This is a genomic window from Pseudomonas allokribbensis (assembly GCF_014863605.1).
In the GTDB taxonomy this organism is placed as follows: domain Bacteria; phylum Pseudomonadota; class Gammaproteobacteria; order Pseudomonadales; family Pseudomonadaceae; genus Aquipseudomonas; species Aquipseudomonas allokribbensis.
Window position 1 is genome coordinate 3,369,429 of the sequence record NZ_CP062252.1, and the last position, 21,400, is coordinate 3,390,828.

Sequence of the window (21,400 nt, forward strand, 5' to 3'; positions counted from 1 at the left end):
CTTTTACGCCTGTCAGGCTCCGGAAACCTGGCGGGCGTGTTTTTTTGTAGAAGACGTTACCGCACGCCTATCTGAAGCTTTGCCAACCCCCTCTTCCCGCAGACGATTTATCAACATTTGCGCATTATCCCCACACGCCATGCCCTCGGGCTTTTCTTCGATGCCCTTGATGACGAGTAGAAGTTGAGCTTTGTTTTGCGCTAACCGTTCCTGCAGAACACTGATTTCCTCTACCTTTTGCTTGAGTCCAGCGAGCAACTCGTCGTGCCGCCAGACACCGGCATTCATCGGCATCAATTGCCGAATTTCTTCCAACGAGAAACCTGCCGCCTGTGCGCCGGTTATGAGTTCTAGAACCCATTCGGTATCAGGCGCGTAGTCCCGGTAGCCATTGGCCTTGCGCTCGACGGAACTAATCAAGCCACTGGACTCATAGAAACGGATGCGTGACGGTGCCAGTCCGCTGATTTTTGCCAGTTCGCCTATTCTCATACCTCACCCTGAAAAACCTATTGACCTTCAAGCTGACTTTAGACCTAAAGTCATCGGGCGGCCAAGCACAACTGAAAGCCAACCGCGCACAATTTTGCTATGCCGTTCCGCCACGGCCTTTCTAGGGCTATAACCGCACAGGTGCAAAACCATCTGAGGACATCGTCTGGACCTGTAGCGACAAGGTATATGGGTTATGCATAGGCTGACTATGACGTGATCGTGGCGTTTATTCAGACTGATTTCACCGAACAGTTGAAGAGAATCAAATCCGGTCCTGGTAGTGCATGGTGATGATGACCAGATCGCGCCCTATGAAAATGCTGGGGTACTGTCAACCAACCTTCTGCAAAACAGTACGTTGAAAAACTGCCCAGGCCTCCCTTATGGCAGGCCTACATCCAACGCCGATACGATTAACGCTGATCTGTTAGCGCTCATGCGAAGCTAAAAAATGGGGCGGGTAGAAATACCGCCCTTCTCTCTTCAATGCCACTAGATCGGCGTTCAGAAATAGCAAGTTCGCGCCGGTAAATGTAGCTCCTTTCAATTTCGGTCAAGAGAACAGAAAAGTCCGCGACAGCTGTTTCGTTGAAGATCAAAAGATGAAATCTATGACACCGAGACGAGCACGTTGGATTACCTGGCTCCTCGTTTGACTCGAAAATGCTCGCGATAATCAGTCGGGGTCATTCCTACGACAGAATGAAAGGCCTTTCGAAATGAGCTCGCGTCGTCGTAGCCCAATTCGGCTGCAATCTGTGTAATAGGTCTGTCTCCCAACTGAAGCGCGTCTCTTGCTTTGGTCATTCTTACTTGCCTTACATATTCGGCAGGGTTCAATCCCGTTGCCTTTTGAAATCGTCGAATAAAGGTCCTCTCCGTAAGATGAGAACGCTCTGACAAGCTTAATATGCTGTGATTTATCCCAGGGGCTGAAAGAATGTAGTGTTGGCTCAATAATATTTTTTCGTCATCGTGATCAAGCCTTGGAACAAAGCCTTGAAGTGGCCGCTGATCGTTACGTACACCTTCGCTTAGCATGAAACGTGACGTTGCAAGCATCACACTTGGCCCCATAATTCGATCAACGATTAACAGACCAAGATCATTCCAAGCAAGAATAGCACCGGAAGTAATTACATCGCCATCGTCAATCACAACATTATCAGTCACAACCTGCGCATCTGGACAAGTACGAGAAAGGAGTTCGGCAAATGCCCAGTGAGTTGTGATGCGTCGTCCTGAAAACAGACCGGTCTGGGCTAGTACAAACGCACCTGCACATACCGAACAGACAATTACGCCGCTCCTATGCAGGCCTTTTAACCATGCTGCTTCGTGTGGCATGGCAGGCATGCGATCTGGCATAGCAACGCTAGGAGGTGCGATCGCGAACGTCGGGCAATGCGTTTCTGCAGGATCACTATCCCAACAACACTCGATACTTCTCTGTAGAGGATCTAGTCGCCAGTGTGTTACTCGGATGCGCCTATGGCGATTCTCATGATGAGGATAGGTCGCCCACTCATTTGCGATTCTAAATAGATCGGTAAGACCGTAAACAGCGGCCATTTGGCACTCGGGGTAGAGTAACAGCGCAATCTCGATATTTTTTTCAGTCTTCATTATAACAATGGCATCCTCACGAATTTCACTAGTCTTATATCATTGCTGCCGCTTTGCAATCGGAAATAACCAGCTAAAGACATTAATAAATTTTGTCAGTTTTTGCGTGCAAAAATGTCAATTTTTACCCTTCTAAAGATTATTTTTGAGCATAGAATGGATGGAAGTCGATCATTTTCACTAAAGACTCGCACGGGATGAAGCCCTCTATTCTTTCCTGGGCGGTATGTTTTTTTGCACGTCCACATAAACGCTTTTTATAGCCATGTTGAATGATCGGCGATCACCGAACAATCAGAAATAAGTGATAGGTGAGACTATGAAATCGAGTAATAAATATAGCTCGGATATCGACGTACTCCGCCGTCGATTGCTCATCGGAGGAGCCATCGCAGCGGGCTACTATGCCCTCCCCGCAATAGCATCTTCCACTAACAACCTCCCGGTATCATCAAGCGAAATGCAAGGAGTACGAAATATGGCAACTGTGAAAACTAAAGATGGTGTCGAGATCTTTTATAAAGATTGGGGACCACGCGATGCTAAGGTCATTCATTTCCACCACGGCTGGCCTCTGAGCTCCGACGATTGGGATGCTCAAATGCTGTTTTTTGTGAATAAGGGATATCGCGTCATTGCGCATGATCGCAGGGGGCACGGTCGCTCCAGCCAAGTTTGGGACGGGCACGACATGAATCACTATGCCGATGACGTCGCGGCTGTTGTCGAAAAGCTCGGCACCCAAGGAGCAATGCACGTCGGCCACTCGACAGGCGGTGGAGAGGTGGTGCGTTACATTGCGCGACATGGCGAGCGTAATGTAAGCAAAGCCGTTTTGATTAGCGCTGTGCCGCCATTAATGGTTAAAACCGACAGCAATCCAGGTGGTACACCGAAATCCGTATTTGATGATTTCCAGGTACATGTTGCGGCTAACCGCGCACAGTTCTACCGCGACGTTCCTGCCGGCCCGTTCTACGGCTATAACCGACCCGGAGCTAAACCCTCAGAAGGTGTAATTCAGAACTGGTGGCGCCAAGGAATGATGGGGAGTGCAAAAGCGCAGTATGATGGCATCGTCGCATTTTCGCAGACTGACTTCACCGAAGATCTGGAGGGGATTACCATCCCGGTCTTGGTAATTCATGGTGACGATGATCAGGTTGTTCCCTATTCCGATTCCGGAGAGTTGTCGGCCAAACTCGTCAAAAACGGCAAGCTGATCACCTACAAGGGTGCCCCGCACGGGATTCCGACTACTCATGCCGATAAGGTAAACGCCGATCTGTTGGATTTTTTGAAAAGCTGACTCTAGAAGGATGTGAGCTAGGCAGCTCTTTATTCAATCGATAGTGTGCCCATCCCCCCTCACCTCAACGTGACGGGGGGATGTCTAATAATTAGCGAAAACAGTGCAACGCTTACCATATTCGGGCATCAGATCGTGGCCACAGTTTGTTAAAACTGCCAAGCACAATTATGGCGTGTTTGGGTATACGGTTGAGTTGAAATTGGTTGAATCCACAGCCACGAGCAGACATTCCGTATTGCTTCTAGTGATACCCTCAACCGGACTTCACTCAAGGCCAAAATATGGACATATCGCCTCGCTTCATCATTCATGAATCCCCCTATTGGGTGATTAACCACCGTATGGACAGTGCACTGCCTGGCTACGTGATGCTCAGCGCGAAGGAAATGACGAACTCGTTGGCGGCACTATCGACCGAAGCCTCGGCGGAGTTGGGAATATTGCAGGCGAGAATCCAGGAATACATCGAAGCGCATCTGCAACCGAAACGGCTTTACATCGGCCGTTTCGGTCATGATGCGGGTCACTCCATCCACTTTCATTTCATTCCGATTTACCACTGGGTAGAGGCATTGTTCTGGAGAGACGACAGGTACAGAGCGCTGCAGTCATTTGGCTCACTCGACAGTATCGTGCCCCAGACCGACGGCGCAGAACTAACGTTCTTTGTCTGGCGAGAATTTTGCGAGCGCCCTGATCCTCCTATGATAGAAGGGCCATCCGTTAATCACGTCATTGCGACTCTGCGTTGTGAATTCGGTTTTCAGAACGTGGTTTGAACCGTGAAGGTAACGTGTCGCGACTTGCAGCTTTGGATCGTAAGCAGCGATTCGCAAACATCAGTTCTTGGCCGATTGTTGCCTGTTGCGGAGGGCAGCATCCGACCCAAAGCCGTCAGCCGACCTGAGGGCATAAATTGGATGATTTGAACCAAGGGACTGCGGAGTCGACATGAACGTGTTTCTGTTTCTGAGGCAGAAAGGGCGCATCGAGCGTGCCCAACGCTATGGAGACCCAGTCAGCAAACTGACCTTCAGATCGTGACCAGAATAGAGTCGAACCGCACTCCATGCAGAACTCGCGTAATACCGTCTCTGACGAAGCATAGGTTTTGATGCTGGCGGAACCGCGCAATGTTCGAAGCGCGCTACGCGGAATGCTGCCGTAGGAGGCGAATGCTGCCCCGTGACCTTTGCGACACTGGCTGCAATGACAATGACTCACTGCTTTTGGTGAGACCAGTAGCTCGTAATGGACGGCTGAGCATAAGCAGCTCCCTTGATGCACCTGTGTCATACGCTGTTCCGGGCAAATAAAAATGCCAGCGTAACTGTCCTGGTGCTATCAGTCGACCGACTGCTTTTGGCCGGTTAGCGACCCTTCCTCTGGTCAGCCATCCTTGTCCTTCGACACGTGGAGGACTCGTCATGAACATCTTCGCTACCTGCAGCCGCCAGCCTTGGAACAAAGGAAAACTGGTCGGGCAGAAAGCTCCACTCAGACTGAGAGATATCTGGGCCATCCGGGTAAGGCTTCAAATTGCAGAACGAACCCGTGATCTTGCGCTCTTCGATCTGGCCATCGACAGCAAGCTTCGGGCCTGCGACTTAACCAAGCTTCGCGTGCGCGACGTCGCCCATGGCGAGCACGTATCACCACGCGCCATTGTGATGCAGCAGAAAACACTGCGGCCAGTGCAATTCGAGATCACCGAACAAACACGGTTTGCTATCGCGGCCTGGATACACCAGGCCCAACTCCGGAGCGAGGACTGCCTTTTTCCGAGCCAGCTGCATACCTCAGACCATCTATCAACACGTCAATACGCACGTATCGTCAAAGGCTGGGTGGAAGCAGTTGGCCTTGATCCAGCAATGTATGGCACTCACACAATGAGGCGTACGAAGGCATCGCTGATCTATCGCAGGACGAAGAATCTGCGAGCGGTTCAACTGCTGCTTGGCCATACGAAACTGGAGAGCACCGTTCGATATCTGGGAATTGAAGTCGACGACGCCCTAGAGATGGCGGAACAGACCGAGGTTTGAATATGCATAGCGACGGTTGAGCCCTGACCGTCGCTAACCGGCCATGAACGGTCTCTCGCAACCGATTTTCGAATGTCTGCTCACCACGTTCCAGGCGCCTTTGGAAGTCGCTCGAGCGCGTGACAACTTACTTTTGAAATGTCCACTCACGCCCGAGAGCTGGGTGCGTGTCCGCGGTTATGCGGCATTGTCCCCTTGCATTCAGATTTCGTTGGGGGGGCAGCATATTCCTGAAGATCCAGTCCTCCTTCCTGGCGAGAGCAATGCTCCCAGTGGCGCCAGCCAGCAACTAAACACTGGCGGCAAAATTGAACGAATAAAGTCGAGCAACTCAGGGGCTGCGATTAAGCGTAACTCGCAACGTAGGCCCTAGAAGCCAACATTTCCAAGCCGCGGAAGCACAGAGTTGTGCGTTCAACTTTTGGAGCGTGCCCTCCTTATTGTTCATCCTCCTCGACCTCCTCGATACGCAAGCGAAGGAAACGCCCCTGTCGCGCGGCTTCGATAACTTCGCGTGTAAATGGACCAATCGGTGGGGGAAACCGTTTTGTTAATAGCGACGCCGCAGAAATGAATGGAGCAGCAAATGATGTACCGTGCACACCATCAATAAATACACCCTGAGCTTCATGATCGCTGGGATCGTCGCCGCCGAAAGCGCCGACAGAACACAGGTCACCACGCGGACCTTCAGGAGCACTTGAGTACAATGTACGCTCACCTCGTCGGTTCTCCGCGAACGCAAAGAGGAGACTGTTTACGTCATCTGTAAGCCAGCGAGAATTGGGTGCTTGTCCCGTGTTCCCTGCTGCCATTACCGTAAGTGTGTTTGAAATGCTTTTCCCTCCAAGTCGAACGACGAGTGGTAGCAAACCAGATAAAAAAGTTGGCGCCGGCACACGTTGTTTGCAGTGTGGACACACGAACCAGTCATTCCTTAGGCATACACTTAGATTGACGACATCTGGCGTTTCACGGGCAATAATGTCTGCCAGCGCTTGCGCGACAGTAAGTGCAGTTAGTGAGCCTGGGGCAGATGGTAAACGGCCAATGCTGATGCTCACCTCGGGCGGTAAAATCTGATCAAGAATTGAGACAACGCGGGTGCCATGGCCCATTGGGTCAAAGGGCTCGACATCACGCGTCAGACGGCCGCCAGTCGTATAGTCGAAATAACGCAACTCACGGTGTGCAGAGAAGTCCGAGGCGAGTCCACTGTCCAGAACTGCAATGCGCAGTGACTTAGGCAGGTGCGCGGATCGAAGTAGCCGCCTCACGGCGGACGCTTCGCGTTCAGCATGGGGACTGAGCCGCAAAGTAGAGATTGGGAAGGGCTCCGACATGGCCAAAGGAAGAATGTGGTTAAGGTCAACAGCAGCCTCATTCTTTTCAATCGAACCAGACAACCGGGCGCTCAAACGGCTCATTGCGTATAGCTCCATCCCCGGATCTGTTTTCAGCACGACGTAGGCGAGTCGACGGAGTTCGCTATCGTTATTACTATCTACCCCTTCACCCACCAACGGTATTACTGGCCCCAGTTGACCTGGAAGACCGCCGCCTATCTCTGCGAGTATTTGCTTAGGGCCGATTGCAATCACTTGACCAGGCATGAAGTTACACATCGCTGCCCCCATCACTTGGCTTCCTTTTCCATACCAGCTTCACCGAAACGGTCGCAACCCCCTCCATCGAGACGATTACCCATTTGCCTTCAGCTTTAAGTGCTAAATCAAGTTTTAGCTCAACCTCATCTGCGGACGCCGATGTTTCAGCAAGCTTTTGGCGAAGTGGCGCTATTGCATCTGATAAAAGGACACCCAAAGCATCAAATGCCTCCTTGGCTTTCGCGCCAACTGCTCCCGCAGCGTCCGCAAACCCGGCATCCTGCGAAAACGAGATCTCTAATGAATTTTGCCCAGCCATATACTTTCTCCTTGAAAGCCTAGGAAATTGATTAGTTAACGTTAGCTTGTTTAGTGCCGATGGCCGGTGGCGCGGGAATATTTTCACCGATGTTTCGCGATTTTTGCCCAGATAAGATCTGGCGAGCATCGACAGACCATCAAAAACCGCATGAGGACTCATACAGAATTGCGCTTCGTAGCGTGGACAGAAGCGAACACGAATCTGCGAATCCAGTTACGTTCGACCAGGCGGACCGGAGCACAACGACCGCTCTAGACTAAGCTGGTGACATTCGCAGAATCTTACTGTAGGACAGGAACGGGTCGAAAGCGGTCACTCGCGAGAGTCCGCTATTGGCCGAAAGCGGTCACCCACGAACGGCTGTTCTTGGCGGGTAGCGGTCGCTTGCCAACGCCCGCTTCTGGCCGAACGCGGCCGCAGGCTGGCTCTGATGATGGATTGGATGCAGTAGCCCGCCTACCCCCAACTGATTGGCTAAAGCCTCAAATCATCTGCGCAGCGTAGCAATTTTTAAGTATGCGGTATCTAAGCCACTTTGCTGCGGCCGCATTGAGCTAGGCTTTGCGAACCCCTCATTGCTAGGATGGATCGCATGCCAACTAACTTAGCTTCTAATATTGCCACTGCTGACGCCCTGACATTGCTCCTGCACAACCAACACGCACTGGCGGCGGCAATCGAGGAGGTCACCGTTTGGCTTGCAGCCAACGGCGTGGCAGTGGTTGCAGATAACGCTGTCATGGCTATGGAAACCTTAGACACAAACGCAAAAGCAATCACAGATGCGATTATGCGGATACGGCAATCCTAAGATCGCCTTTGCAGACAGCAATAGCAAAGTTATCTGGTCCAATCATCCCAGGGAACGCCATAGCGAGTTCTACCCAACCCGGCCTTAGAGCATACACAAGGGCGTGGGTGATATCAGACCAACAGCAGACGTCAATGGTGCGCTTGGGGACATGGTGAATTCCGGCGTTAGGCTACTTCCAAGACCAGCGACAGACGCCGACCCAGCAATACAAGTGCACGCTCGATCTGCTCAATTTTCGAGGCGTGGATAAAGTCCACCAGACGGTCGACAACCTCCCGCGAACAGACCATTCGACGAGCAAGTTCGGCGCGGCTCACGCCTTGGTCACACATGGCATTCCATAGCAAGATCTTGGCCATAGTCAGCACCGGCAAGTGCAGCACCATTGCAGGGGCACTTGGCGCTGAGGGTGCTGGAATCTTGCGCCCCTGCTCTACGTACAACGACAGTGCAGACTCCAAACCATTTAGGGCTTCGGCGAATGCTTCGCACAGCGTACTGCCTTCGGCATTCATTTCCGGAATATCGGTGCATGACAACCATACACCGGTGGGCTCGGTATGCTGCACTAGCGAGTAGTGATACATAGCTTTACGCCTCTCTAAATTGGCAATCTTTCGTCGATCCTTCGTAGACTTCAACGTCGAGTTCCGACCGCTCGCTCACTGGCTTTGATCGACAGCGCAAACGCAATCTGTAGCACATCTGGAGCTGGTTGTGTGAAGGGTCATTTTCCCCGCTAACTCCCCTCGGCAATCATTCAATGCGATCTACTAATCAATGGACTATTCATACTCCGGGCCCGCAAGGTCGTCGCATCGCAGAATGCATGTACATGCGTGACAATAGCCTTGATCGAGCACGAGAGCTGCGGCCTCGCGTTTGAATTCAGCGGAAAAGGAACGACGTTGTTTGGTCATCAGACACCTCTCTCTGGCGAGCATTCTCGCCTAAATGGGTGTCCGGTTTCATTAGACCACTACAGTTTACACACTCCGGGCACGGCCGACGCCTCCTGCCCAAGTACGGTTATCACCTGGGTAAAGCAGTGCATAGGTACTTCAGGGAAGTTCAAAGCCTAATTCAGCCAGTGCTTGGCGCTCCTTCGGCTTCAGTTTTTTCACCGCCCAGATGAGCATGTGCCGGGGGCGGGAGCTTGCCACGTAGGCGAAGCGTGCGGCTTCAGATTTGCGATCAGAGAGCCAGTCGGCCCAATGGGCCTCGTGCTTGCCTCGGATTTTGGAGGATACAACTACGGTGACATCGTGCGTCTCGCCTTTGACTTGGTGAATAGTCTCGTAGCGTAATGTCTCCGGTGCTCCATCCTGGATCTCCTGGCTTAAAAGGCGCATGGACACCGGTTTGTTGCCCTCTCCACGCTGGGCGACGAGATTAAGCCCCCTCAACGCCTCCAGCTCCTTCCGTATTTCGTCGGGTACGAAGCCTTGATCTGGTAGCTGTCGGAGCCCGAGCTTTGCGGTACGAACCCATGCCGTCCATGTTTGGTTAGCGTCGCCGGCGCCATTGGCGACCAAGAACTGGAGGCTCTGGTGAAGGAATTTTCGCCAGCTCAATTTGATTAGGGCGCATATAGATGCCACGAGCAAAACCCGAGCCTCATTTTATAACGCTTGCTCGACTCTGGCAGTTTTCATCAGGGGATCGCTGTTGACCCGCGAGTTCGCTGAGCACCGGTGCTGCGGATGCCTGGGGTTGAGGCAGCCTGCTAGTCAGTGCACCACCAGCCAGAAACTGCCCAGCCCCCCTCAGCGTGACCCATCAGGCACATCCGCAAGTGTCATACGCGAGCCATAAAGCGCGGTTCCCTGCACTATGTGTTCGACCACCCACTGCCGGCGCTCAATCCGTTCGCGATCATGAACAGTTTTTGGTAAGCCTGGCCTGCTGCATTTTATTTATCCGGCTCTTCTATACCATGTGGCAATTTCCTGATCGTGCACAAGAAGGTCGCAGAATCATGCGCGCTCGTTGTGGTATTTGTTGACTGGTACGTGTCAGGCAGCACCGTCGTTGGCTGATCGACATCGACGATCTGTTTTCCCTGTGCCTGATGCCAGCCATAAACCGAATACAGCGACGCCGGAATCCAGACAAAAAACAGCAAAATCAGCACGTCCTTTTTCATACTTATCTATGCCTCCCAAGCAAACGGATTAAAAAGGTAGCCCCTGCCCCAGATCGTCTTGATGAGCTCTGGATTTCGAGGGTTGTCATTGAGCTTTCCGCGCAATTTACTGATGTGAACATCGACGCTGCGGTTGATCCCGTCGAAAGGAATACCGCGGATACGGTTGAGGATTTCGTCGCGAGAAAAAAGTGTGCCCGCCTTGCTGGCCAGCAAGGACAGTAGTTCGAACTCCATGGTTGTCAGATCGATTCTTTGATCGGCCAGGCTCACTACTCGGCCACTGCGATCGATCGACAACTGACCGAATTCAAGGATGTCGAGCGCTGTCGGTTGCTTCGTGGGGATATGGCGTCGCAGTAAAGCGCGCAAGCGAGCCAGGAATACCGATGGTTTGACAGGTTTGATTACATAGTCGTCGGCACCGGATTCCAGGCCGAGAACCTGATCCCTGTCATCTCCCTTGGCAGTCAAGATGATGATGGGGATATCGAAACCATCACGAATCCAACGGCACAGGTGCAGTCCGTTCTGATCTGGCAGCAGGAGCTCAAGTACGACGATTTGTGGCTTGAGTTCAGCGACGGCCGCCAATGCCTGGTCACCCCGTCGAACAACTTGCACCGCAAAACCATGGCGGGCCAGGAATTTAGTGATGAGTTTCGCCAGCCTCTGATCGTCCTCAACTAGCAGTGTTTTAACGAGACCTAGGTTTTCCATAAAAGCTCAGCATTAGGACCTTGATTAAGTGTGTGCAGCCTCAGACCCACGGTGCGGTTGAGCGACCGATCATCAGCGAGTGATCACCGGGGCCCCGCCGCAGAGCATCTGCATAGGCCTCCATTGATAATAACATTATTAAAATAACGACTGTTGTGTTTAATCTTATCGCCTGCTAGCATCGAAATCGCCAAGTGGCATTTTCGAGGAGAAAGCTCTCATGCAACTCTCTGTGCGAAAGGCGTTCCTGGAAGACGGGGCCGTCCTGATCAAAGGTTTTCTGAGCAAAGATCAATTGGCCGAGTGCCGTGCAGCCTACGACTGGGCTGTTGAGAATCATGGCCCTCATGCGACTCGAATGTTCGACGGAACGGAGCAGCAGTCGCACGTCGACAACGCCAATCCCGTTGCAAAGGCCCGTCTCGAAGAACTGGTGGCTTCCCTACCCTTTGGCGAGCTATTTGCCGAGCTCTGGAGTTCGGAGAATGTGTGGTACTTCGCCGAAGAAGTATTTCTCAAAGCAGGTGGACGCGGTTCTCGCACGCTTTGGCATCAGGACACGTCTTATCTGCCTTGGGCCGGAAACCACTGGGCGAATGCCTGGATCAGCTTTGAATCAGTGCCGAAGAAAAACGCTTTGGAAGTCGTTCGAGGTTCGCACAAAGGACCACGCTACGACGGCACCACGTTTCGCGATCCGAATGATCCGACTCAACCGCTGCATGGCGGCGATGCATTGCCACGCCTGCCGGACATCGAGGCTTTGCGGCAAAACGATCCTGAGGCATTCGAGATCATTTCGTGGGCCACCGAGCCTGGCGATATCCTCCTGCTGCATCCGGGTTCGCTGCATGGGGGCGCTCCGGTGGATGAAGCCTTCCCGGATCGTCACACCTTCGTTTTCCGTTTTTTTGGCGACGACGCCACCTTCCATCCTTTGCCAGAACACAGCGTCTCCGGTTATCCGCAGCAAGGCGTGCTGTTCACTGAAGAGCTGTCGACGCTGAAAGCGGGAGACGCCTTCCGCCACCCAACGTTCCGCCAATTAATATAAGAGGAGCACCGCCATGAGCACTCAAGACCTGCAGCGTCAGTCCTTCAACCCTGGTCACACCCAGGCGATCTACGACAACTTCCACTTTTCCCAGGCCACACGCGTCGGCAACATGATCTGGGTGTCCGGCCAGGTCGGTATCGACGAGGCCATGGTTCCAGCCGAGGGCATCCAGGCGCAATCCCATCTGGCGTTTCAGTCCTTGCGGACCATCCTCGAAGCTGCGGGCGCAAGCCTGGCAGATGTGGTCGAGCTGATGACGTTTCATACCGATCTGCAGGCCGAAGTGCACGCCTTTGGACAGGTAAAGGACGAATATTTCCCTGAACGTTATCCAGCCTGGACCGCTGTCGGCATTTCCCAACTGGCAATGCCGGGCTTGCGCGTGGAAGTCCGGGCCGTCGCGGTGATTGGCAGCGGTCGAATCTGAACGATTGCATGATCGCGACGTGCCAAGCCAAAATGGCGTTCGCAGCCACTGTCGACTCAACGCCTTCAACCAACGGAATCACTTTCTCTCATGCATGATGCTCAAGCGCCTTCCACGGATAGTCAGCACTCCATTGACAGTGATTCCGCGCCCGCTCCACGTCGCGGTCGTCCGGTAGGTAATCGTCTGGAAAAACGCGGTGAACTGTTGACCGCAGCCATCGAAGTCATTGCCCAGGAAGGTTATGCCGGGACGTCTCTGCGCAAGGTCGCCAGTCATGCCGGGTGCACCACGGGGGCCGTGACCTATTACTTTGCCAACAAAGAAGAAATGATCACGGCGGCGGCGCAGAGTCTGTTCGACGAGTTCGACCATTTGCTGGATGCCGGTCAGGAAAAAGTCGATGTCAGGGCAATGATCGAGCAGTGGTTGAACCTGACTCAAGCCAACGACTCAGCGCGCTGGCTGGCCTTGTTTCAGATGCTTGCCCACGCTCGGCACGAACCGGTATTTGCCGACGTGATCCAGAAACGTTATTCGCGCTTCCGCGAGGATCTCGCCAGCATTCTGCGCAAGGGACAAAGCCAAGGCATCATCCGCAAGGACATTGCTGCCGATCTGCTTGCCGATCAGCTCAGCGCGCTGAGTGACGGCTGGATGATGATGCTGCCAATCGAGCCAGAGCGATTTGAAGCCAAACGCAGCAAGGCCTTGATGGATGCGGTCATCACGCTGATCAGCCCCGCTCGCTAAACCCCGCCCTCCAGCATCAACAAGGTTCGCTTCATTTGCGCAGCGAACCCTGCTTGGTCGCGCCCGCGTTACGCTCATACCCACGGTTAACCGACATCGCGCCGATTTCACTTTGCTGAATTCCTGATCCGTCATATATTCACATAACATCTGTGATTATAAATAAAAAACGGAGGTGAAGATGAGTGCGGATCTCGATCAACTGTCGACGCAATCACGACAGCGACGGTTGTTATTGCAAGCGATCGGAGGCGCAGCCCTCGCCGGAGGGCTTGGTGTCACCGGGCGTGCGATGGCGCAAATCGAACCTGTAGATGCCTCGATACTGGATGTGGTGATCATTGGCGCAGGGCTTTCCGGGCTAACCTCCGCCAGAGACCTCCAGGCCGCTGGCTGCGAGTCGTTTGCCGTGCTTGAAGCCCGCGACCGCGTCGGTGGTCGCACGCTTAACCATGATCTGGGCAATGGCGTGATCTCCGAGGCCGGTGGCCAATGGATCGGCCCGGGGCAAACGTCGATCGCCGACCTGGCCAGACAGCTCGATGTCGCCACCTTCCCCACCTATTACAAGGGCAAGGCGGTGTATCTGATGGACGAGGTCAACATCCAGGAAGATCTCAGCGACGGGCCGAATTCCAATACAGAAGTCGTCGCAAAACTGAACAAGCTCGCCGAAGGCGTCCCCAGCAAAGCGCCGTGGAAAGCCAAGGACGCGGCTGAGCTGGACAAACTGTCGATCGGCCAGTGGCTGGCCGGTCAAGGCATCAGCAACGTCGACAAGATCGGCTTCAACATGTCCGTGAGCCTCACCTTCGGTACCACGCCGGCCGGCATGGGACTCCTGCATTACCTGGCGATGATCAACTCGTCGGACTGCCGCCTTGAAAAGCTCGAAGGGGTCCAGGGCGGTGCGCAGGAATCTCGCCTGGCTGGCGGCTCGCAAATTCTCAGTTTGAAGATGGCGCAGGCGCTGGGAGATAAAATCCGGTTGGCGTGCCCGGTGCGCAAGATTGTCGGTTGGGATCGTGATGTCGTCGAGTTGCACACCGATCAGGGCATCATCCGCACGCGGCAGGTAATTGCTGCGCTGAGCCCGGCGTTGTGCAATCAGATCCTCTTCGATCCGCCCCTGCCGTCCGGGCGTGCCGAACTGCAGCGGCATTGGCCGGCCCATGCACCGATGCGCAAGACCGTGCACGTCTATGAGCGCCCGTTCTGGCGCGACCAAGGCCTCAACGGGCAGATTGTGCCAGTGGAAGGTCCGCTGATCTGGGCCTTTGACAACTCCCCGGCGGACGGCAGCCTGGGTGTGCTCAGCGGCTTCGTCAGGATCGGCCAATTACCCCATGACCCGAAAACGGCGCAGGACATCCTGTCGGCGATTTACGCCAGCGCCATGGGCGAACAAGCCCTGCACCCGATTCAGTTTCATGATCTGGACTGGGGCAAGATCGACCCGTGGAGTTTGAGTTGTATTTCTCCCATGCCCCCCGGTTTCTGGACGCAATGGGGCGAGTACCTGACGCCGGCGGTCGGTCGCCTGATCTGGTCGGGTACCGAGACTGCGGAAATCTGGGCCGGGGCAATGGACGGTGCGGTCCGCGCTGGACACCGCGCGGCAATGGAAGCGCTGCAGGCGTTGCTTCAACCACGGAGGAACGCCTGATGAAGCGGACTATGGTGTTTGGAGTCATCACCGTGAGCGCGGCGTTGGCCGGATCAATAGCGATTTATGGTCCGGAACTGTGGGCGGGCTATCGTTTCATGCAGGCCGTGGATCAGCACGACGCTGCGTACCAGGCCAACGGCGGTGCGTGGCCACAGTTGCAGGACACCTGCGCGCTTTGCCATGGCGCCAGCGGTCAACCCCGCGACGCTCAATACGCAGCGCTTGCAGGGCAGCCTGCGGCATACATCGAAAACCAGTTGCGCGCGTTTGCCGAAGGGCGTCGCCACAGTGCCCAGATGCAGCCGCTGGCGGCCAATCTGACCGACGAGCAGATCAAGCGCCTGGCCAGTTATTTTGCCGAACAGCAACCAGGCGTGACTGAAGTCCCGGCCCGGGATGATGCGCTGGACCAGCGCGGTCAGCGTGTGGTCGCCGCCAATGGGTGTGCAGCCTGCCACGGTGAAAAACTCTCTGGCGGCCCCCAGGCTCCGCGTATCGCCGGACAAGGGCAGCTTTATCTGAGCGATCAACTGAGCGCTTTCAAACGTGGCCAACGCATCGATCCGACGCAGGCCATGAATGCCATGGCGGGCACCCTGTCAGATGAGGACATCAAGGCCGTGGCGCAGTATCTGGCCAAGCTGAACCCTTGATCCTGCCCGGGCAAGGATGCCCACCGCCCTACCCTGCATTACGCAAAAAAGCCGCCAAAACGGCGGCTTCGAGCACTTCAACTATCCTCCTCAGCGCGTTTGCAGAACTGCCATTGCACCCTTCGCGCGCTCCAGCGCGCAATACGCGTAATAGAGGTGCACCAGCAGATAAGCCCAGGTCGTCAGTGCTAGCACGTAGAAGTTAAGCAGCACATTGCTGTCGTCGCCGGGGATCTTGTAGAAATCGTAGATGCACGCAATGGTCAGTGAGGCTAGCATGCCAATCATCACACCGATCGCGTGTAGCGACTCTCCGACATTTGCAAGGCGTACTGCGAAATACACCAGGTAGACCGAAAACATCACCCACATCAGCACGTAGAAATACGGCAGGAGCGTGACCAGAACCTTGGTCGAGATCAACGCGAGTGTGCCCAGCAGAGCGCCGGCAAACATCATGAGCTCCTTGCCCATCGAGGGCTTGTAGGCATGCGTTACCGCCATCAGTCCGAGCACGGTAATCAGCGGAATCCCGAAGGCTCTGGAGAACGCGTCGCAGAAGTATGAAATCAGGTACGCATGCTCCGATCCTGTCAGGAAAAAGATCAGGAAGTTTGTCGCCGAAAAGGCAACCACAAACCACTCCAGAGCCAGTAGCAGGTTTCTCTTCTTCAGAAACCTGATGCCAAAGGTCAGACCATTGGCAAGCAGCAAGAAACAGGCAAGGCACAGCACAATATTTCTCGGTTCCATAACGATAGCCTCGGTACAGCTGACAGAAAATTTGATGGGTTAGCGGGATTGAGGAACCAGTGCAGCCAGGTAAGCAGCAATTGCCTGGCGCTCCTGCGCTGACAGCGCCGCTGCAATGGCTTGCATCGCGCCACTTGGCTCAGTGCGCTCGCTGCTGGCAAAAGCGTTGAGCTGGGCCAAAAGGTAGTCCTGGCCTTGTGCAGCCAGGCGCGGGAAGGTGTCGTGGCCCATCAGTTGGGCACCATGACAGGCGGTGCAACCTCGGGTTTGCACCAGCTGTTTACCCTTTTCCTTCAGCCCCTCGTCAGGGCTGACAGCCGCATGAGCAACGACCGATTGCCGGGCGTAGAACTTCGCCAGCAGATCAACTTCATCCGGGCTCAGGGTCATCGCCAGCGGCCCCATGTTGGGAGCGAGCCGTTGCCCACTTGCAAAGTTGCGCAACTGGGCAGACAGGTACGCGGCGGGTTGCCCGGCCAGGCTCGGATACATCGGGTTCAGCGAGTTACCGTGGCTGCCATGGCAACCGGTGCAGGCATCGGTCAGGTGTGGCCAGTTTCCGCGTTCGGCCTGATAGGCCTCCGTGGAGGTCGTGATGTAAGTCTGCAGCCGATACAGGTCGAGCAGATCACGCCCGAAAACCACCACCAGCACCGCAATAACCGCGATGACGCCAAGCGCTATGATTTTTTTCATTGCCGCCTCCTATGCCCGACGTAACGCGTTGAGCACCTGCAAGGCGCTATGGCGTCCGGCGCGCACGGCACCGTCCATGTAACCTGCCCAGATGTCAGCGGTTTCGGTGCCAGACCAGAACAGATTGCCGCACGGCGGACGCAGTGCCTCACCATGCGTCGACCAGAAACCGGGAGGAATCGGCGACACGCACGTGATGGTCCACGGGTCGAAATGCGCCCAGTCGTGATCGTGGTAGGAAACCGGCTCAAGCGCTGCGTCCCCCAGGGCGCGTGCATAGATTTCGGTCTGCACACGCTTCGCGGCTTCGGGGTCGGTGGGGCCTGCGGCATTCAGAATGAATGCATTGATCACGCCGATTTCGCCGTTTGGCGGCGAGTTGTCATAAGCCCAGATGACTGGCCCACCGACCTGAATGATGTGGCCGTTCAAGCCCTTGTCACGCCAGAAAGGCCGCGGGTAAACCATTGCGGTCTTGCGTGCCGGCGAGTGCGCTGGCCAGGCCCGCTGCAGGGCGGCGCGAGCTTCGGGCAGCGGTGGATCGAATTGCAGGCGTTGGCACAGCGCGGGATGAATCGCCATGATCACCCGGCGGGCGCGGATCTCGCCCTGATCCGTTTGCAGTCTGACGATGTCGCGGTTCCAGTCAGCAATTTTGCGCACTGGGCACGACAAGCGAACCTTGTCGCCCAGCAATTGCGCCATTTTGCTGCTGAGAACCTGTGAACCGCCGACGATCCGCGTGCCTTGCGCGCTGTCCTTGATCGAATCGAGCCGCATGTATTCGCTGCCGGCCGAATTGATCATCGACAGAAAATGCAAGAAGCCCATCTTCGCCGGCGTGACACCGCAGGTCAGGAGGAAGCTGGCATTCCACCCTGCGCGATCTTCCGGCTTGATGTTTTGCTGAGCGAGCCAGTCGCCCGCCGAGAGCTTGTCCAGTTCGGCCACCTTGGGGGATTTCCATGGCGCACCGCACGGCACATCACGCGACAGCTCGCTGAGTTTTGCCGAGACGCTTTCGTCGGTACCGAAGGTGCCTTTCAAATCGACAGCGACACGTCCATCGCCCCCGAGGATCACGGTTTCCCCGTCATAGAAACTGGGAAAGGTGCCGACCTCAAGCTCACGGGCAAGATCCGCTACGGCGGTTTGTCCTGGACCGATCCACTGACCTCCGGCTTCGGAGATGTAGCCGGAGCCCAAGTCATGATTGAGGGTGCGGCCGCCGACACGATCACGCGCTTCAAGCACCAGCAGCGACTCACAGCCTGCCAGATGCAGATCACGGGCGGCGGTCAAACCAGCCAGGCCGGCACCGATGATCACCACATCAAATACATCGTCCGAACTGTCTTTTTGCAGCGCATCGGCGGCATTGGCCAGACCAAGGTTCAAACCGATCGATCCCACGGCGGCGGTTGCACCGGCCAGTTTGAGTAATTGTCTTCGCTTCAGATCGGGAGGGGCGTCAGTACTCATGTTCGATGCCTCACATCACGTTATTGTTGGATTGAACGCCCGTGGCCGAGCGTGGGTGCGGCAGTAAAAAAGTGGTGACGAGAACGCAAACATTCCTTTGTCTTTCTGCAGGCGAACGCCTGCCGGACCCAGGACTCCAAGGTCAGCTTCACCACGGAAAATCAGCGTGTCGGTTCTATAAGCCTCAACTGTCAGGCATGAGGGCGCACAACTTTGCGGTTGGTGTATTCGTCCAGCAGATGTGCTCCCTCCAGCGCCACATTCACGGCGCACCACTGCAGCGGTTCGGGCAGGGTTTTCGGAGTTTTATGCCGCAGCGCGGCGAGCAGCGGATGCTCGATACCTCCGATCCTTTCTGCCAGCAGATGGCCGATCAGCGACTGCGAGGCGACACCGTGTCCGGAGCAACCCGCGGTGTAGAGAATGTTGTGGTGCGACCCGGTTTCGCCCACCACCGGCAACGCGTCGTAGGCCATGCTGACGTAACCACTCCAGCACGCTTGAATGCCGACACCGCGTAACGTCGGGAAACGCACGCCAAGGTTGTCTTGCAACGCGCGGTAGGTCACCTCATCGGGAATGTTCGGGGTTTTCGAGCCGTAGGCATAACCCAGTCGTTTGGTGGTCATCAGCAGCGTATTGCGTGCGGTCAGGCGATGGCTTTCCATCACCAGGTGCGGCGTGGTCAACCCTTCCCGCCCTGCCCAGCCCAGCGATGCCAACTGCTGTGGTGTCAATGGCTCGGTTTCGACCGCCGAAACCCGAAACGGTACGACTTTGTCGCGCAAAAGACCGAGCTGCGGCGTATAGGCATTGGTAGCCAGCACCACGATTGGCGCGCTCGCCCGACCGCGTGGCGTCCGGCAGGTGATCGTCGGCCCGTCGGAGTACGACTCAAGCGTGGTGTTTTCATACAGCCTCACACCCGCCTGGAGTGCAGCGCGGCGCAGGCCCATTACGTATTTGCCAGGGTCCAGGGTACCGCCGTGGCGTTGCAGACAGCCAAACAGAAAGGCCGGTGGAATCCCTCGCGCGCGCATTTGTGCCTGATCCAGAAACTCGGTTGGCGAACCCAATTCGTGGCCCACGGCCATGCTTTTACGCAGCCTTTTCTCCTGCGACGGATGGATCCCCGCCCTGATGATGCCCGAGGCGTTGTAGTCGCAGTCGATCCCCAGTTCGCGCAGTCGACCTTCGACGTAGGCGACCGCTTCGTCATAGAACCTGACGATATTTTGCGCTTTTTCCTTGCCGACACGTTTCAGGAACAACTCGAACTCAATGCCGATGCTCCCGCCCAGATAACCGGCATTCCGACCGCTGGCACCGAAACCGGCAAACTCCTGCTCGAGGATAATGACCTTCGCTCCCAGCGCCGTAAGCTCCAGGGCGGTGGACAGCCCGGCGAAACCGGCACCGATCACGATGACGTCCGCGCTTACATCGCCTTCGAGCTCTGGCTGCAGATCAACCGGACTTTCGACCCAGCCACCCAACCGACGGAAATGTCCGCCTGCAAAATGGCGTTCCAACTCTTGTGCTTGATAGGCCATGGACATGTGATGCGCTCCTATCGACTCAGGATGTGAATAGCGACCGCTGCTTCCTCGACACCTTGAAGACCGCCACCGTTTTCCTGGATGGCATGCCGCGCGCCGTGGACTTGACGCGACCCGGCCTCCCCGCGCAATTGGGTGACCAACTCGTACAACTGCCCGATCCCCGTCGCGCCAAGTGGATGACCTTTGGATTCCAGGCCACCGGAGGTATTGATCGGAAGACGGCCACCTAGAGTGAAATCGCCCCGTTCTGCACAAACCCCACCCTCTCCCAGCGGTGCAAGTCCGAGATTTTCCGACTGGATGATTTCCCCCATTGCCGAGGCGTCGTGTACCTCGGCCACGTGCATGTCCTGCGGGCCGAGGCCGGCGATTTCGTAGGCTTCACGCGCTGCCAACAGGCTGACGTGCTTGTGCGGCTCGTCGAGCCCGCGCAGGGTGAAGCTGCGGATCACGCTGGCGGCAATTCGCACACAACGTTTTGGATCGGCACCAATGCGTTTCAGTCCCGCCTCGGTGCAAAGGATCGCGGCGGCCGCACCGTCGGACAACGGCGCGCACATGGGCAATGTGATCGGATAGGTAATTGGAGGCGCCGCCAGAACTTCTTCGATGCTGAAGGTCTTGCGAAATTGCGAATAAGGATTGTGCACCGAGTGTTGATGGTTCTTGGCACACACCGCCGCAATCTGCCGCTGAGTGGTGCCATAGGTCTTCATATGCCAGCGACACATGGCAGCATAAATGGCCATGAATTTACTGTACGGACGATCGGATTCCGAGCCCGGCGGCACCACGATGCCCTCGCCCATTTTCACAAGCGTCGCGTAGTTCTCTTCGGCAGTGGAAACGTCCCAGCCGGTTTCGAACAGGGCCAGCGCCCGCGCCTTGTCCGGCACGTTCATTTTCTCCGCGCCCAACGCCAGGGCCACGTCGGTAGCCCCCGAGCGCAAGCTCTGCACTGCCAGATGAACCGCAGTACTGCCCGAGGCGCAGGCGTTTTCGACGTTGTACACCGGCACCCCTTCGAGGCCGATCTTGCTGCACAGCACCTGCCCGGGAATCGACAGTTGTCCTTGCAGATGACCGTTGGTGATGCCGGCGTAGAACACCGCACCGATATCAGCGCGCAAGGCGCCGGAGTCGGCGAGTGCGCCCTGCAAAGCTTCCAGCGCTAGATCCTGGAGACTGCGTTCCAGGTGGCGACCGAACTCGGTCATGGCAATGCCGGCGATGTAAATAGGTTCCATCAGGTCGTTCC

23 protein-coding genes and 1 pseudogene are annotated in these 21,400 nt (G+C 55.7%); 10 read left to right on the forward strand and 14 right to left on the reverse strand.

What is annotated here, in order from left to right; all coding sequences use genetic code 11:
* Positions 1-12: 12 nt before the first annotated feature.
* Positions 13-492, reverse strand: coding sequence for a MerR family transcriptional regulator (locus IF199_RS15260; RefSeq protein ID WP_192557953.1), 480 nt, complete (start codon positions 490-492; stop codon positions 13-15).
* A gap of 62 nt (positions 493-554) precedes the next feature.
* Between IF199_RS15260 and IF199_RS30390 the strand changes: the two are divergent.
* Positions 555-943 (forward strand): annotated as a pseudogene (locus IF199_RS30390) (alpha/beta fold hydrolase); the annotation flags it as partial.
* A 188-nt stretch (positions 944-1,131) separates the two neighbouring features.
* On the opposite strand, the gene IF199_RS15265 reads toward IF199_RS30390, so the two are convergent.
* Positions 1,132-2,121 (reverse strand): GlxA family transcriptional regulator, encoded by a 990-nt coding sequence (locus tag IF199_RS15265; RefSeq protein WP_192557954.1) that lies wholly within the window; start codon positions 2,119-2,121, stop codon positions 1,132-1,134.
* Between the two features lie 478 nt (positions 2,122-2,599).
* Between IF199_RS15265 and IF199_RS15270 the strand changes: the two genes are divergently transcribed.
* Entirely contained in the window at positions 2,600-3,430 is an 831-nt protein-coding gene (locus IF199_RS15270) for an alpha/beta fold hydrolase (protein WP_192557955.1), read from the forward strand.
* Positions 3,431-3,714: 284 nt separating this feature from the next.
* Entirely contained in the window at positions 3,715-4,212 is a 498-nt protein-coding gene (locus IF199_RS15275) for an HIT family protein (RefSeq protein ID WP_192557956.1), read from the forward strand.
* 115 nt (positions 4,213-4,327) lie between these two features.
* Here the strand turns inward: IF199_RS15275 and IF199_RS15280 are convergent, their stop codons facing one another.
* Positions 4,328-4,729, reverse strand: a complete 402-nt coding sequence (locus IF199_RS15280) for a GFA family protein (RefSeq protein ID WP_192557957.1) — start codon at positions 4,727-4,729, stop codon at positions 4,328-4,330.
* A gap of 131 nt (positions 4,730-4,860) precedes the next feature.
* Here IF199_RS15280 and IF199_RS15285 point away from each other — a divergent pair, with 131 nt between their 5' ends.
* Positions 4,861-5,481, forward strand: coding sequence for a tyrosine-type recombinase/integrase (locus IF199_RS15285; protein WP_192557958.1), 621 nt, complete (start codon positions 4,861-4,863; stop codon positions 5,479-5,481).
* 437 nt (positions 5,482-5,918) lie between these two features.
* Here IF199_RS15285 and IF199_RS15290 read toward each other — a convergent pair whose 3' ends face one another.
* Positions 5,919-7,106 carry a S8/S53 family peptidase gene (locus IF199_RS15290; RefSeq protein ID WP_192557959.1) on the reverse strand — a complete coding sequence of 396 codons (1,188 nt, stop codon included), beginning with the start codon at positions 7,104-7,106 and terminating at the stop codon, positions 5,919-5,921.
* Entirely contained in the window at positions 7,099-7,569 is a 471-nt protein-coding gene (locus IF199_RS15295; protein WP_192557960.1) for a CU044_2847 family protein, read from the reverse strand. The genes IF199_RS15290 and IF199_RS15295 overlap by 8 nt, the downstream gene beginning before the upstream one ends.
* 433 nt (positions 7,570-8,002) lie before the next feature.
* On the opposite strand from IF199_RS15295, the gene IF199_RS15300 reads away from it, so the two are divergent.
* On the forward strand, positions 8,003-8,221 hold the full coding sequence (locus IF199_RS15300) for a hypothetical protein (protein WP_192557961.1): 219 nt from the start codon (positions 8,003-8,005) through the stop codon (positions 8,219-8,221).
* A gap of 167 nt (positions 8,222-8,388) precedes the next feature.
* On the opposite strand, the gene IF199_RS15305 is transcribed toward IF199_RS15300, so the two are convergent.
* The 4 genes from IF199_RS15305 to IF199_RS15325 form a co-directional block, all read right to left on the reverse strand.
* Complete coding sequence (locus tag IF199_RS15305) at positions 8,389-8,811, reverse strand: type II toxin-antitoxin system HicB family antitoxin (protein WP_192557962.1); 423 nt, start codon at positions 8,809-8,811, stop codon at positions 8,389-8,391.
* Positions 8,812-9,285: 474 nt separating this feature from the next.
* Positions 9,286-9,759, reverse strand: coding sequence for a hypothetical protein (locus IF199_RS15315; protein WP_244142388.1), 474 nt, complete (start codon positions 9,757-9,759; stop codon positions 9,286-9,288).
* A 377-nt stretch (positions 9,760-10,136) separates the two neighbouring features.
* Complete coding sequence (locus tag IF199_RS15320) at positions 10,137-10,370, reverse strand: hypothetical protein (RefSeq protein ID WP_192557963.1); 234 nt, start codon at positions 10,368-10,370, stop codon at positions 10,137-10,139.
* Between the two features lie 6 nt (positions 10,371-10,376).
* Positions 10,377-11,090, reverse strand: a complete 714-nt coding sequence (locus IF199_RS15325; protein WP_192557964.1) for a winged helix-turn-helix domain-containing protein — start codon at positions 11,088-11,090, stop codon at positions 10,377-10,379.
* Between the two features lie 220 nt (positions 11,091-11,310).
* Here IF199_RS15325 and IF199_RS15330 point away from each other — a divergent pair, with 220 nt between their 5' ends.
* From IF199_RS15330 to IF199_RS15350, 5 genes are all read left to right on the forward strand, one after another.
* Positions 11,311-12,144, forward strand: coding sequence for a phytanoyl-CoA dioxygenase family protein (locus IF199_RS15330; RefSeq protein ID WP_192557965.1), 834 nt, complete (start codon positions 11,311-11,313; stop codon positions 12,142-12,144).
* Positions 12,145-12,157: 13 nt separating this feature from the next.
* On the forward strand, positions 12,158-12,574 hold the full coding sequence (locus IF199_RS15335; protein ID WP_192557966.1) for a RidA family protein: 417 nt from the start codon (positions 12,158-12,160) through the stop codon (positions 12,572-12,574).
* 90 nt (positions 12,575-12,664) lie between these two features.
* Complete coding sequence (locus IF199_RS15340; RefSeq protein ID WP_011334150.1) at positions 12,665-13,327, forward strand: TetR/AcrR family transcriptional regulator; 663 nt, start codon at positions 12,665-12,667, stop codon at positions 13,325-13,327.
* 181 nt (positions 13,328-13,508) lie between these two features.
* Positions 13,509-14,993, forward strand: coding sequence for a flavin monoamine oxidase family protein (locus tag IF199_RS15345; protein WP_192557967.1), 1,485 nt, complete (start codon positions 13,509-13,511; stop codon positions 14,991-14,993).
* Positions 14,993-15,649, forward strand: coding sequence for a c-type cytochrome (locus IF199_RS15350; protein ID WP_192557968.1), 657 nt, complete (start codon positions 14,993-14,995; stop codon positions 15,647-15,649). The genes IF199_RS15345 and IF199_RS15350 overlap by 1 nt, the downstream gene beginning before the upstream one ends.
* Before the next feature lie 90 nt (positions 15,650-15,739).
* On the opposite strand, the gene IF199_RS15355 is transcribed toward IF199_RS15350, so the two are convergent.
* The 5 genes from IF199_RS15355 to IF199_RS15375 form a co-directional block, all read right to left on the reverse strand.
* On the reverse strand, positions 15,740-16,402 hold the full coding sequence (locus tag IF199_RS15355) for a hypothetical protein (RefSeq protein WP_103385267.1): 663 nt from the start codon (positions 16,400-16,402) through the stop codon (positions 15,740-15,742).
* A gap of 39 nt (positions 16,403-16,441) precedes the next feature.
* Positions 16,442-17,098, reverse strand: a complete 657-nt coding sequence (locus IF199_RS15360; protein WP_192557969.1) for a c-type cytochrome — start codon at positions 17,096-17,098, stop codon at positions 16,442-16,444.
* A 9-nt stretch (positions 17,099-17,107) separates the two neighbouring features.
* On the reverse strand, positions 17,108-18,580 hold the full coding sequence (locus IF199_RS15365; RefSeq protein WP_192557970.1) for a flavin monoamine oxidase family protein: 1,473 nt from the start codon (positions 18,578-18,580) through the stop codon (positions 17,108-17,110).
* A gap of 191 nt (positions 18,581-18,771) precedes the next feature.
* Entirely contained in the window at positions 18,772-20,139 is a 1,368-nt protein-coding gene (locus IF199_RS15370) for an NAD(P)/FAD-dependent oxidoreductase (protein WP_192557971.1), read from the reverse strand.
* Between the two features lie 11 nt (positions 20,140-20,150).
* Positions 20,151-21,389 (reverse strand): thiolase family protein, encoded by a 1,239-nt coding sequence (locus IF199_RS15375; RefSeq protein WP_192557972.1) that lies wholly within the window; start codon positions 21,387-21,389, stop codon positions 20,151-20,153.
* Positions 21,390-21,400: the final 11 nt, after the last annotated feature.